The 12,680-nt window shown below is 47.9% G+C and carries 11 protein-coding genes and 2 pseudogenes; 3 read left to right on the top strand and 10 right to left on the bottom strand.

The window, feature by feature from the left end:
- Positions 1-99: 99 nt before the first annotated feature.
- From KQX66_RS24765 to KQX66_RS24740, 6 genes and pseudogenes are all read right to left on the bottom strand, one after another.
- Positions 100-255: pseudogene (locus KQX66_RS24765) on the bottom strand (NUDIX hydrolase); the annotation flags it as partial.
- Between the two features lie 288 nt (positions 256-543).
- Positions 544-2,073 (bottom strand): alkyl hydroperoxide reductase subunit F, encoded by a 1,530-nt coding sequence (gene ahpF, locus KQX66_RS24760; RefSeq protein WP_216795477.1) that lies wholly within the window; start codon positions 2,071-2,073, stop codon positions 544-546.
- A gap of 13 nt (positions 2,074-2,086) precedes the next feature.
- Positions 2,087-2,650 carry an alkyl hydroperoxide reductase subunit C gene (gene ahpC, locus KQX66_RS24755; protein WP_108532544.1) on the bottom strand — a complete coding sequence of 188 codons (564 nt, stop codon included), beginning with the start codon at positions 2,648-2,650 and terminating at the stop codon, positions 2,087-2,089.
- A 193-nt stretch (positions 2,651-2,843) separates the two neighbouring features.
- The gene (locus tag KQX66_RS24750) at positions 2,844-3,851 is read right to left on the bottom strand and encodes an ABC transporter substrate-binding protein (protein WP_216795476.1); all 1,008 of its coding nucleotides are present in this window, start codon (positions 3,849-3,851) and stop codon (positions 2,844-2,846) included.
- A 226-nt stretch (positions 3,852-4,077) separates the two neighbouring features.
- On the bottom strand, positions 4,078-5,574 hold the full coding sequence (locus KQX66_RS24745; RefSeq protein WP_216795475.1) for a malate:quinone oxidoreductase: 1,497 nt from the start codon (positions 5,572-5,574) through the stop codon (positions 4,078-4,080).
- 399 nt (positions 5,575-5,973) lie between these two features.
- Positions 5,974-6,552, bottom strand: a complete 579-nt coding sequence (locus KQX66_RS24740) for a TMEM175 family protein (protein WP_216795474.1) — start codon at positions 6,550-6,552, stop codon at positions 5,974-5,976.
- Positions 6,553-6,746: 194 nt separating this feature from the next.
- Here KQX66_RS24740 and KQX66_RS24735 point away from each other — a divergent pair, with 194 nt between their 5' ends.
- Positions 6,747-7,337 (top strand): TetR/AcrR family transcriptional regulator, encoded by a 591-nt coding sequence (locus KQX66_RS24735; RefSeq protein WP_216795473.1) that lies wholly within the window; start codon positions 6,747-6,749, stop codon positions 7,335-7,337.
- Between the two features lie 62 nt (positions 7,338-7,399).
- Positions 7,400-8,566 carry an MFS transporter gene (locus tag KQX66_RS24730; protein WP_216795472.1) on the top strand — a complete coding sequence of 389 codons (1,167 nt, stop codon included), beginning with the start codon at positions 7,400-7,402 and terminating at the stop codon, positions 8,564-8,566.
- A 78-nt stretch (positions 8,567-8,644) separates the two neighbouring features.
- On the opposite strand, the gene KQX66_RS24725 is transcribed toward KQX66_RS24730, so the two are convergent.
- Together KQX66_RS24725 and KQX66_RS24720 are read right to left on the bottom strand one after the other, a co-directional pair.
- A complete protein-coding gene (locus KQX66_RS24725; RefSeq protein WP_216795471.1) occupies positions 8,645-9,478 on the bottom strand; it encodes a glycosyltransferase family protein in 834 nt (277 codons plus the stop codon).
- A gap of 73 nt (positions 9,479-9,551) precedes the next feature.
- On the bottom strand, positions 9,552-10,880 hold the full coding sequence (locus KQX66_RS24720) for an SMI1/KNR4 family protein (RefSeq protein WP_216795470.1): 1,329 nt from the start codon (positions 10,878-10,880) through the stop codon (positions 9,552-9,554).
- A gap of 95 nt (positions 10,881-10,975) precedes the next feature.
- On the opposite strand from KQX66_RS24720, the pseudogene KQX66_RS24715 reads away from it, so the two are divergent.
- Positions 10,976-11,098 (top strand): annotated as a pseudogene (locus KQX66_RS24715) (IS3 family transposase); the annotation flags it as partial.
- Positions 11,099-11,174: 76 nt separating this feature from the next.
- On the opposite strand, the gene KQX66_RS24710 reads toward KQX66_RS24715, so the two are convergent.
- Positions 11,175-11,639: a DUF8821 family protein gene (locus KQX66_RS24710; protein WP_216795469.1), complete on the bottom strand. Its 465-nt coding sequence runs from the start codon at positions 11,637-11,639 to the stop codon at positions 11,175-11,177.
- A gap of 247 nt (positions 11,640-11,886) precedes the next feature.
- A complete protein-coding gene (gene srtB, locus KQX66_RS24705) occupies positions 11,887-12,666 on the bottom strand; it encodes a class B sortase (protein ID WP_216795468.1) in 780 nt (259 codons plus the stop codon).
- Positions 12,667-12,680: the final 14 nt, after the last annotated feature.

Here is a 12,680-nt window from a genome sequence, read left to right as displayed (position 1 = left end):
AACTCTGAACGGTGACCCGTAAGATGGAACGCTTAAAAAAGTTCCCTCCTGCGGGTCATTTATTAGAGCGGGGCGGCTAGCGCAATAAGAGATTATTTACTCCATGAGACCTCCGGGGATTCCCCATGCCCCAAACGGATGTTTGCGTTGTTGAAGCAAGATTCTGTCATTGCTGTCCTGAACAATAACCACAGAGCCGACAAAAATTAAAGGCCGATGTCCTACAAGGCTTCGCAATTCCTCGATATATCCCATCTCCACACTCCCGCACACCAAGATGTAACCTTCCAATATCCATATCTTAGCATAGATTGACTCTTAAAGTCTTTTTTGCCACTGGAGTTAACTGTCCTGCAGCTTTCCAGGTACCTACCAAAGCCATGCAGCCTGCCAGCGTCTTGCCCTTGATCAAGCCGTGGTTAATAGGGCATTCTTGACATTAGGCAATGACCTCATAGCCGAATCCCCTGTTTATATTATAAACCTAAACAAAAAGCCCCTAAATAAAATAGGGGCTTTCCTTGGTATACGCAAAAGTTATTATTAATTTCGAATGAGATAATCAAATGCGCCTAAGGCAGCATTTGCACCCGATCCCATGGAAATAATGATCTGCTTATAAGGACTATTGGTGCAGTCGCCTGCCGCAAACACACCCGGTACGTTCGTAGCGCCATGACGATCTACGACGATCTCGCCGAAGCGCGTGCGCTCAACCGTATCCGCTAACCAATCGGTATTGGGAACAAGTCCGATCTGGACAAACACGCCCTGCAATTCGACATGATGCTCTTCTCCCGAATCGCGATCGACGTACGTAATCCCGTTGACTTTGTCCGTGCCGGTAATTTCTTTGGTTTGAACGTTCTTGTGCACCGTCACGTTCGGGAGGCTGTACAGTCGCTTCTGCAGGACAGCATCGGCCTTCAGCTCGGGCATGAACTCCAGCACCGTCACGTGCTTCACGATACCTGCAAGATCAATGGCCGCCTCGATACCGGAGTTGCCGCCGCCGATCACGGCTACGTCTTTCCCTGCAAATAAGGGGCCGTCGCAGTGAGGGCAGTAGGCTACGCCTTTGTTCTTGAATTCCGCTTCGCCGGGAACGCCGACATTACGCCAACGCGCACCGGTGGAGACAATGACGGTCTTGCTCTTTAACACAGCCCCGTTTTCGAGTTCGATCTCGACGAGATCCTTCTTCTCCAAACGCTTGGCGCGCTGGAGCTTCATCACGTCGATGCCGTATTCTTTGACATGCTCCTCAAGGCTCGCTACAAGCTTGGGGCCTTCGGTGTATTTGACGCTGATGAAGTTCTCGATGCCCATCGTATCCATGACCTGACCGCCGAAGCGTTCGGCGACAATCCCGGTACGAATGCCTTTGCGTGCCGCATAGATCGCCGCGCTGGCGCCGGCAGGACCTCCGCCGACGACAAGCACGTCGTACGGTTCCTTGTCCGCAAATTCGGATGCGTCCGGAGCCGTCCCCAGCTTGGCGAGAATCTCTTCAAGCGACATGCGACCGCTGCCGAAAAATTCGCCATTGAGGTAAACGGAAGGCACAGCCATAACGTCTTTGCTCTCGACCTCGGCTTTGTACGCCGCACCGTCGATCATCGTATGCGAGATGCCAGGGTTTAGAACGCTCATGACGTTCAGTGCCTGTACGACGTCGGGACAATTGTGACAGCTCAAGCTGACGTAGGTCTCGAAACGATATTCGCCGCGGATGTTCTTGATCTGATCAATGAGGTGCTGTTCCACCTTGGGCGGCCTTCCACTCGCTTGCAGCAGCGCAAGGACCAAGGAAGTGAACTCATGTCCTAAAGGGATGCCGGCAAAAGCAATTCCCGTCTCTTCCCCCGCACGGTTCACATGGAAGCTCGGCGTTCGGGACAATTCGGTTCTCTCCACCGTAATCTTGGAGGATAAGCTGGCGATTTCATCCACCAGCTCCAGCATTTCATGGGATACGGCATCGGACCCCGCACTCACTTGGATCTGCACATCGCCTTCCATGAGCTGCAGGTATTGACTTAGCTGTTCTCTAATATCTGCGTCCAGTGCCATAGGTTTTCACTCCTTAGATCTTTCCGACAAGATCAAGGCTCGGCTTCAGGGTTGCGGAACCTTCTTGCCATTTTGCTGGGCATACTTCGCCCGGGTTGTTGCGAACATATTGAGCAGCTTTGATCTTGTTCACCAGAATGCTTGCATCGCGGCCGATACCGCCTGCATTGATTTCGATCGCTTGGATCACGCCGTCCGGATCGATAATGAACGTACCACGATCCGCCAGACCGTCAGCTTCGATCAGCACGTCGAAATTGCGGGAGATCGTATGCGAAGGATCGCCGATCATGATATACGTGATTTTACCGATTGTCTCGGAGCTATCGTGCCATGCTTTATGCGTAAAGTGAGTATCTGTGGAAACGGAATATACTTCAACGCCGAGGCCTTTCAACGTTTCGTATTGGTTTTGCAGATCTTCAAGCTCCGTCGGGCATACGAACGTGAAGTCGGCCGGGTAGAAGCAAACAACGCTCCACTTTCCTTTGAAGTCAGCTTCCGTTACATCGATAAACTTCCCGTTGTGATAAGCCGATGCTTTGAATGGTTTTACTTCTGTTCCGATAAGAGACATACTGATTTTCCTCCTTAGATTTGGGTTGAATTTTCGCTTATGTATAAATAATACCATAGACCGTCGCTTTGATCATGAAGCTACAATGAGGATATTATGAAGGTATGATGAAGATCGTGAAGCTAGACCAAGCGCCCTTCGGCAGAACCGGAAAAAGGAGATGTAACTGGTCCTGTTGAATAGCGGTCATGGCTTACTTGTTTTTTTCCTTCAAGATACTCTCCAGCACGTTGTCGATCATCTGGCGATTCGCAATGGCACCTGTATACAGCCAGCTTGAGGTACGATCATATTCGAATACGTGCCCGTTTTTGACTGCAGGAATACCGGCCCAAACCGGATCCTTTAGTATCTGCTCTTTCGTTGCGCCCTTGCTGTTCACAAGAAACAGATAGTCAATGTTCATTTGAGCAAGCTTCTCCATCGTAATGGGATTCCAATTGGCTTTAGCCGTTTCGGAAATTTCCTTAATTTCTTCCGGCACGGTTAGCCCCAGGTCCCGGTACAGAACGTCGCCGCTGGACAGATGCTCGTTAGGCACATATACCGTTTTCTCGGTTACCCAGAGAACAGCCACGGATTTGTTTCCGATGGCCTGCTTTAATTTCTCCTTGGCTTCCTTCACCTTCACATCGTAATTCTCCAAAACCTTCTTAGCTTCCTCGCTTTTATTCAACACCTCGGCCACAGTCATGAATTCCTGCCGCCAGTCATTGTTGACTCCGTTCCCCACGGTGAATGTCGGAGCAATCTTGGCATATTGGGCGTATTTGTCCCCAGCTACCTGCTCCGCACTATCCATGAGGATTAAGTCCGGAGCAAAGCTCATGACCGATTCAAAGGGAAGATCGCTTGGAATGGTCGGAATCCCGTAAAGCTCCTTCTGGAGGTAGCTTTGCACCGATTTTCCGTTGCCGACGGACCATTGGGCGACCGGCTTCACCCCAAGAGCAACCAGATGATCCTCCAAATAGGATGCTACAATCCTCTGGGGGTTAGACGGTATTTTCACTTCGTGCCCCAACGCATCCTTCAGCACACGCTCAGCGGCGGGCTTCACTGTTGAAGAATCATCCGGAGAGGATGCTGACGGAGAAGTGCTGGAGACTGCGCCGTGATCCGTTGTGTTTGAGCATCCGCTTCCCGCTATTATAGCTCCTAACAGCAGTCCTACCCATGGATATGTACGTTTCCAATTCATAGGATGCCCTCCCTCCGTTTATTTATGATGGATGTTGCCGCAAACAGCTTCAACCGAACAATAGATTGATCAGCAATCTAATTGATAACTATAATCATTATCAATTAGCCTGTCAAATGGATTGTCCGTTGACCCGTTACGAAGGATTGCAGGCAAAACTAAACGGCCTCCGTCCCAGGGAATTTCAGGACGAAGGCCGCTTAACTTATTTTATGGTTTATATCGTCTATGCAGGCTGCAGTTCGTTGGTTAAACCAAGCGTCCGCCCTGTTGAAGTATGAATTTCTTCGATAAGCTCCGGGTTTTTCAATAAAGACACGCCATAAGAAGGAATCATTTCTTTGATTTTCGGTTCCCACGCTTTTAATTGCTGCGGGAAGCATCGCTTTACTAACTCAAGCATAACGGAAACAGCAGTCGAAGCGCCCGGAGAAGCGCCGAGCAGTGCAGCGATCGAGCCATCGGCGGCACTAATCACTTCCGTACCGAATTGAAGCGTTCCTTTACCGGCAGCCGTATCTTTAATAACTTGCACACGTTGGCCCGCTACCACGATATCCCAATCCTCGCTTTTGGCGTTCGGGATAAACTCGCGTAGCTCTTCCATGCGCTGCTCTTTCGATAACATCACTTGCTGGATCAGGTATTTCGTCAATGGAACGTTTTTGGCACCTGCCGCCAACATCGTAAAGACATTATTCGGCTTCACGGAACCTATCAAATCAAACATGGAGCCGGTTTTCAAAAACTTGGGCGAGAAGCCGGCAAACGGTCCAAAGAGCAACGATTTTTTATTGTCGATAAATCTGGTGTCCAGATGTGGAACAGACATCGGAGGAGCGCCAACCTTAGCCTTACCGTATACTTTGGCATGATGCTGCGCTACAACATCCGGATTTTTGCACACCATAAATAGTCCGCTTACCGGGAATCCTCCGATATGCTTCCCTTCGGGAATACCGGATTTTTGCAGCAAAGGCAAGCTGCCTCCACCGCCGCCGATAAAGACGAATTTCGCCGTATGGCGTTCGACGGTACCGTTATCGACATTGCGCACTTTCAATTCCCACGAGCCGTCGCTGGCACGTTTAATGTCATCTACACTATGCTTGAATTTGATATCGACGTTCTTGCTCTTTAAGTGATCAAACAACATACGCGTTAAAGCGCCAAAGTTGACATCCGTTCCGGATTCGATTCTTGTGGCCGCCATAGGTTCATTCGTGGTCCGGCCTTGCATAATCAGCGGAATCCATTCCATCAGCTTGCCCGGGTCATCGGAAAATTCCATGCCTTGGAACAGAGGATTGTCTGACAGCGCTTCAAAACGTTTTTTCAAGAACGTTACATTTTCTTCCCCTTGTACCAAACTCAAATGAGGCAAGGGCATGATAAAGTCCTGCGGATTGCGAATCAGATTGCTTTTTACAAGATAAGACCAAAACTGCTTGGAAACCTGATACTCTTCGTTAATTTTGATGGCTTTGCTAATATCTATCGATCCGTCCTGTTTTTCGACGGTGTAGTTAAGCTCGCACAGTGCAGCATGCCCCGTTCCCGCATTATTCCATTCGTTAGAGCTTTCCTCTCCTGCGGTTGCGAGCTTCTCAAAAACTGTAATGTTCCAGTCCGGTACTAATTCCTTCAGCAGCGTTCCTAAAGTCGCACTCATGATTCCAGCACCAATTAAGATAACGTCTGTTTTGGTTTGTCTGTTACTCATTTTAACCGTCCTTACGCGCTATTATTTGAAGAAAAGATGTGGCACTCTTGCTTTAGGCTACACAGCAAGCTAGGGCGCGACCTAGTCACACCCTTTTCTGGATCAATTATAACCTGTCATTCTTAAATCAAGATTAATATATCTACTATTATATGATAGTTGCCTGCTATTTAAAAGCCGGAAAATTCAAGTGATTGCAGTTAAGAAGTGAGAAATCTCCCATAAAACCCTAGGAATTCACAAAAAACCAAGGCCTTACCCCCGCTAATTGCCAGAGTCATGGCTTTGGTTTGTCGTTTCTCTTGATTATTAAAACATGCTACGAAACCAATTCCCCGCCATCATCTCTTTTTGATCACGCTCGCACAAGATCCCTCATCGATCCCGGCCTCCTCTCGCTTACTGTCCTCTCAGCGCATGCTCGATTCGCTTATCCGGTACGAACCAGATGACGGCAACAAGTACGAAAAAGAAGCACGATATCCAGGAACTCACATAGGCGGTCAACACCGCGATCAAGTAGAGAAAAGGAGATAATTTCACCTTCCAGTCTTTGCCCATCGATACGACGAAGGAGGAATCGCCGGAATGCTGTTGAATAATCGCGCGCTGAAGCAGCCGGTACGAGAACGCCGATAGCAGTAGAATAATGCCGTACAGCGCCGTTGGAGTGGGTGCAAAATGGCTTTCCCCCATCCAAGCCGTCGTGAACGGTATAAGGGATAGCCAGAAGAGCAGCAGCAAGTTAAGCCACATCAACCGCCCGTGCACCGTTCGAACCATGTGCAGCAGGTGATGATGATTATTCCAGTAGATGCCGATATATACGAAACTGAAGATGTAGCTGAGAATTTTCGGACCAAGTCCGATTAACGCATACCAGTCATGGTCTTCCGGCACTTTGAATTCCAGCACCATGATCGTAATAATAATCGCCAACACGCCATCGCTGAACGCTTCCATCCGATTTGCTTTCATCGTGTCTCACCTTTTCTCGCTTCTCGCGCTCGTTTAGCTTTTTCGACACCAGTAACTTGTCATAAAACCATACATCTTGTCAAGCCAAACTTGCACGCACTCGCATGATACCCGCTCCAAACTTATATTTGACAGGTCAGTACAAAATTATTATTATGTTTTTATTAGAACGTGCAGGAAGGGAGTGGTATGAGGTGAGTAAAAGCGGAAGGCCGCGGGAGTTTAAAGATACCGCCGTGATCGATGCGGCTATGGAATTGTTCTGGGCAAATGGCTACGAGGCTTGCTCGACGGAGGATCTGTGCAAACAAACCGGTCTTGGAAGAGGAAGCTTATACAATGCCTACGGAAGCAAGCACGAGCTTTATGAACAAGCCCTCTTGCGTTACCATGAAACCGGCATCCAAGCCCAGATTGAGATTCTTAACCGGCAAGGACCTGTAAAAGACCGACTTCGTGCTTTGCTCAATTGGGCGATCCAAGAGGACTTTTCAAACGAGAATCGAAGAGGCTGCCTACTGATCAATGCTGCCATGGAGCGCGCACAAAGAGATCCGGCGGTCGAACGCCTATTCAAACGACACGTGGACTTGCTGGAGCAGGCTCTGCAACAGGCGATTGAGGCAGGGCAGCTGTCGGGAGAAATCTCGCGGACGCATCAGGCTTCGGATTTAGCCCGCCTCTTTCTAAGCAATTATTATGGACTACGGGTACTCAATGCCGCTGCTCAGAATCGTGAAAGGGCCGTTCAGATGGCTAATGCAACGTTGGAAATCGTATTCTAGCGTTGCACTTTTTTACGGGTAATTTTGTACTAACCATTACAAAAAAACCGGAGGTTACTTGTATGCCGTTTGCTATTTATGTACTTGGAATGATGATCTTTTCCATGACCACAGCTGAATTCACGGTGGCCGGAATCATGACTTCGCTATCGAAGGAATTTGACGTATCCATTGCTTCCATCGGCTATCTTATATCCGCTTATGCTGCGGGGATGATTGTGGGGGGGCCTTTGTTAGCGATTGGTTTGTCCAACGTGTCGAAGAAAAGGGCCTTCTTATGGATTTCGGCCCTATTCCTCTTCGGTCAGACACTTGGCGCGTTAGCCATCGGATATGAGATGATGATGGTTGCCCGGATCATTACCGGCGTTTCCTCCGCTGCTTGCTTCGGCGTTTCGCTTGGCATTTGCTTTGAGTTAGTCAGTCCTCAGTATCGCGGTCGTGCCGCTTCCGTCGTCCTTGGCGGTTTAATGGTGGCTACCGCGCTTGGCTTGCCCGCGGCGATGCTCTTCAACCAATACTTTGGATGGCGCTCCAGTTTTTGGGCGGTTGTCGTACTGGTTTTGCTGTCCGGACTTTTGGGCATGAAAGTGATCCCCGCCGCGGCCAAGCCGGAGTCCGTTAGTTTGCGCGGCGAACTGGCGAGCTTCAAAAATCCAAATCTATGGGCTGCCTATGCGACCAGCCTTCTCATTATCGGCGCGACGTTTGCCGCATTCAGTTATTTTGCGCCTATCTTGACCGACCTCTCCGGCTTCGACACAGCGACGATTCCGCTTCTGTTAGGGATATACGGCATAGCGACAGTGGCAGGAAACCTGGTTACCGGCAGACTTGCCGATCGATTTATGATGCCAACCTTAACCATAGGATTGGTACTCTTGACTGCCGCGCTGATGATGTTCGGAATCTATGCCTACAGTCCGTACGTTTCTGTCATTGCCGTCATTCTGATTGGACTAACAGGAGTGACCCTGAATCCCGCGATGTCGACCCGCATCACCCGCGTTGCTGGGACCGGCACGCTGGTTACGACCGTTCACGGGTCCGTTATTAGCCTCGGCGTCGTCGCCGGCTCTTCCATTGGAGGATTGGCCATCGACGCCGGATACGGGCTCCGTTCTCCGTTATGGGTAGGTTTCATTCTGGCGATCCTGGGCTTGATTTCATTACTTCCTTACTTCAAGCGAGCTGAAGCGCCAGCCATCACGGTGAAGAGCAAGTGTTAATTTTTCCAACCGATAAATAAAGAAGGAGCTTGTCGCGGCGTGACAGCTCCTAGTTTCTTCCCCTCTTAACTTGCAGCTCTACATCGCAAATGTGCTAAGTAAAGACGGCCATATAGAAATTTTCTCACGGCAGGACGGACATGATGTTTCCCCCGCTAAATAATGCAGATGCCCGGCCAATGATTGCTCTCCGATCGCTTCCGCCCGCTCCGCCAATGTCCGTATTTCTTCATCTGCAAATGACGCTGCCGGAACGATGACATGTGATTCCTGACCAGTGTGAAAGACGGGATCATGTTCGTAGGCTTGAAGGATTTCTGCATGATCTTCATTAGGCCATAGGAATACATCTTCCTCGCAGGCCGGACACACGGCCACATACTCATCCCCGTGAATAAACGTCATCAGCATGTTGGCAACGACATACGAACCTCGATAAGCAGCGTCCGCGACAAGAATATAACGTTTCTCCGTCTCCTCGATGGAATTGTGGACTGTATAGGCGAATACTTCCTTTGTAAGCGCCTTGAGCTTGCCAATGGCCTCTATATATTCACGATACAATTCGGTACAAACGGAGCTGCCTGCATCATCGGCCAGTTCCGTCCAAGATTCCGGAAATGGCGCCTCATCGCGCCCATTACGGCTTGCCTCGATTATACCGCAATTGATAAACAGCTCCTTGCGCACTTCCGCATCCGATGTAGAACAGGCGATTTGTGCCAAAAACGGCATCGCCGCATATGTAGCCGTATAGATCGTATTTTGATGGAACAAATGCTCCTGAAAAAGTTCGTCAAAAATCTCCTGGCTATATTGCCCCATGAGCTGCTGCAATAACACAGGTACGTTCTCGGCAGATCCGTACGGTCCTGTCAGCTTTCTCCATACATCGCTATTCCACTTAAGCAAGCTTTCCCTCCGTTCACAAAGTTATTCCTCTTGTCTAACTTTTATGAAACAACCGTAGATATAAGTTGTAAAATTATTCTTTGTCAAAATAATCATCTGGCAAATTTAATTCTTTCAAACACTCTATAAATTTTTCCCTGAAATTATTATTGCTTTTATATTCCGGCCATGCAGCCTTATAATAAGGCAATAACTTCTCATGGGGGATAATGCCCCAAAATAGAATAGAGTTTTTCATAACCTCCTTGTCGCCACCCATTATCATCTGCTCAATGATCTCCCAACTGTCCGATTTGTCATTGCAACTGCGTGTGGCATAGATGGCGGCGGTTTGTATATTCGAGTCGGCGTGGCACAAAAAGGGCGCAAAGTTTTGGAGTGTAATCGCGCCGGAAGATTCCAAAACATACCCCACATGACGTAACGTTTCCGGGTCGTGAACCCTGTCGAGACTTTGCACGATCACTTTTATAAATTCCGATAAATCAACGGATTTCCCATACCAGTTCAAAATCTGTAAAGCGTGTAATAAATCCTCATTTCTATCCGAATGCAGCAGCTCCAGAAGATAGCCTCTTCCCGCGTCAATAGAGGTTTTGCAGATTAGCCGAATGGCTGTGGTGCGATCGTTTTGTCCTTGATCGGCAACGTTTTTTAAAAAATCAATGGTTGGCTGCGAGATTTTCTTAAACTTGAACATTCCATCAAGCGCTTTTGATTTGACTTCTTCGTTTGGGGCGTTTTGATAAACCTGGATCAACGCATTTTCATCGCCCGGCATTTTGCTGCCAAACCACGCGATATCATAATCCAGAATAATTTCATCCAGCCAGCGCTCATACCAGTCCAGAAAATTGTCTTCATAGACAAAGAAAAAGGGATGATCGGGATAAAAACCTGAAGTATAAACGATTTTCCCTCTGTGTTCTCCTTCAAGCACGAGATACATATCGTATTCGCAGCCTTGTGTGCCAATGCACAACATGCCGCCCATCACCATATTATAAGCGGCGTCGTATTCCGAGTCGGAGATGTCCTCATCATTAATCAAGGGTTCGATTAGATGGTTCCATTCCTCTTTTGTCATTCTGGGATGCAGAACGCATTTTGCAGCCAGTGCATTTCTTTCGGTATAGGAAGTGGCCTTTTCAATCGAATAAATCCCGTAATACGGCCCGGCGCCTCCATTTCCGACTTTCGTTAAAAACTGCGTATAAGGCTCCGGGAGTGTGACCTGATTTTTTGCTTGCCAGTCCACAAGCTCTTTTGCTGTAAGCTTTTCATAAACCTTGTATTTGTGTGAGGATGCTCCAAACACCAAAAAGTCCGTGTCTTTGCGCATGGCCTTTTCGAGTTTGGTTGTTATTCGATCAAGCTGCGTTTCTTTCTTCCAAAACAACATATTGCCCTCCCTTGTTGATTATAGCCGGGCTTGTTTCGTTTGCTCATCCAGCAATTTCAGCAGATGCAGAAATCGGTATTCTCCGTACATACTCTCTGACAACGACGACCATCGTTGAACAGACCGTTCGAGACTACATTCACTACTATAAAGCAACTCGTATCCAAACGAAACTAAATAACCAGTCACCGATAGATTTTCGGCGACTGGCTGCTTAGTCTTGTAAGGTATTTTGATCCCTGTCTCACAAACGGGGGTCAGTCCCCCACCGCTGTGCTTGCGCTTTTGCTTACTTTAATATTCTCCTTTAATCACAAAAAACGAACCTCGAATTGTTCCAGCTAGTTTAGACTTCTGTCTAGCAAACTTAAACTTCCCTTCTAACTCCTTCGGTATCTCCATCCCCTCAGAAAGCTTAAAACCAACGGCCCGCTTCTTAGGGTCATCAACCGTATACATGACGTTGACCGCTAGACCATCCTCATAAAAGACGAAGGCCCATTTAATATTTTCCACTTGAAAACGCGACGTTTCTAAAGGTTTGGCCGCAAACGCAATATCACGTTCTTCTTTCAAAATTCGGTTCACATAATCAATGGTCTCCTGGCTTTCGCTAGCTGGTATAACCGTAAATTCATGCTTGTACTTGTTCATGAAGTAACGGGCTTCATTAGCACGTAAACCAGCAAGCGCATCTACTACAGGCGAAGACTCCAAACCAACCGTAGACACATTTTTAAAATCAACGATATAGGACATTTCCTTTCCTCCCATTATTTCTTTATAGAGTGCGAAACTGAAAACGGTGTTCGGCGTTTCCAAATTGCAAAATTCCAAAATTCCAATCCGAAATCGGCCACCCTTTGGTGTCTATTTTGATTATAGGACACCTTTTAGTGTCATGTCAACAATGTTTATAAAATACCGTCGGCTGCTATTCAAAAAAAATCACGTCCTCCAAGGGAGAACGTGATATGAAGCAGTAAGACTCCGTGTTTCAACATCGTCATTTACGCTTTCGGGCGACCACCGCTAACCGACCGTTTTCGGTCGAGTACTCACACGTAGACAGTACAATAAGCTTGTCGCCATACCGGGCTGATACGCCCGTATCGTAAAGAGCGAGTTTTTTGATGTTTTGAACATACGCATCGAACTCGGCAGGCGTACTTACCTTCTCAATCTGGTAGTATTTAAAAACGTCGTCTGATTTGCGATAAACTTCTGACTCAATAACGGCGACAATCTCATACTCTTCCTTTTCGTAAAGCGTACTGAACTGGAATGTAGCATGCTCCTTATAGAAGCTTTCTTTCTTGTACTTCAACAAATCTGCAAACATCCAGCCGCTTTTCATGTGATGTCCGTGAATCAGCAAAATATCCGAACCGTTGATCCGGCTGTGCGCGTCCAAAAAGGGGAGGCCGCTTTTGTTTTCATTTTTATCGAAATCATGATCGAGATAGTACTCCGCATCCTGCGGGTTCTGCATAATCGGGTAATTCATTCGGGTATCGTCAATCTTCAGCCAACCGACGATGTCCGGGTTTCTCTCGTAAAGCTCTCGAAATTCGGGAAGCATGACCGGCTCATGTGCCTTCTTGATCAAAGCGGAGGGGATTACCTCCCCTCCGCCTTTGTCCAACTCTTCCTCCCGAACCTTTGCAATATCTTCCATCTTCTGTTGCTCGGCGTAATCCCGCAGGAGAGTTCTCGCAACAGTGACAAGAGAAAATACCAACAGAAGGAAGGAAACGGCGATAAGAAATTTTTTGATCTTACTCATTTTCTTACCGCCTT

Origin of the sequence: Paenibacillus oleatilyticus (genome assembly GCF_018998565.1) — a bacterium.
Classification (GTDB): domain Bacteria; phylum Bacillota; class Bacilli; order Paenibacillales; family NBRC-103111; genus Paenibacillus_G; species Paenibacillus_G oleatilyticus.
The sequence above is the reverse complement of the archived record's forward strand: the minus strand, read 5'-3'. Positions and strand labels throughout refer to the sequence as shown.

Coding starts and splice junctions, on each gene's coding strand:
- ahpF (WP_216795477.1), bottom strand. CDS start 2,073: ATGGCACTGGACGCAGATATTAGAGAACAGCTAAGTCAATACCTGCAG.
- ahpC (WP_108532544.1), bottom strand. CDS start 2,650: ATGTCTCTTATCGGAACAGAAGTAAAACCATTCAAAGCATCGGCTTAT.
- KQX66_RS24750 (WP_216795476.1), bottom strand. CDS start 3,851: ATGAATTGGAAACGTACATATCCATGGGTAGGACTGCTGTTAGGAGCT.
- KQX66_RS24745 (WP_216795475.1), bottom strand. CDS start 5,574: ATGAGTAACAGACAAACCAAAACAGACGTTATCTTAATTGGTGCTGGA.
- KQX66_RS24740 (WP_216795474.1), bottom strand. CDS start 6,552: ATGAAAGCAAATCGGATGGAAGCGTTCAGCGATGGCGTGTTGGCGATT.
- KQX66_RS24730 (WP_216795472.1), top strand. CDS start 7,400: ATGCCGTTTGCTATTTATGTACTTGGAATGATGATCTTTTCCATGACC.
- KQX66_RS24720 (WP_216795470.1), bottom strand. CDS start 10,880: ATGTTGTTTTGGAAGAAAGAAACGCAGCTTGATCGAATAACAACCAAA.
- KQX66_RS24710 (WP_216795469.1), bottom strand. CDS start 11,639: ATGTCCTATATCGTTGATTTTAAAAATGTGTCTACGGTTGGTTTGGAG.
- srtB (WP_216795468.1), bottom strand. CDS start 12,666: ATGAGTAAGATCAAAAAATTTCTTATCGCCGTTTCCTTCCTTCTGTTG.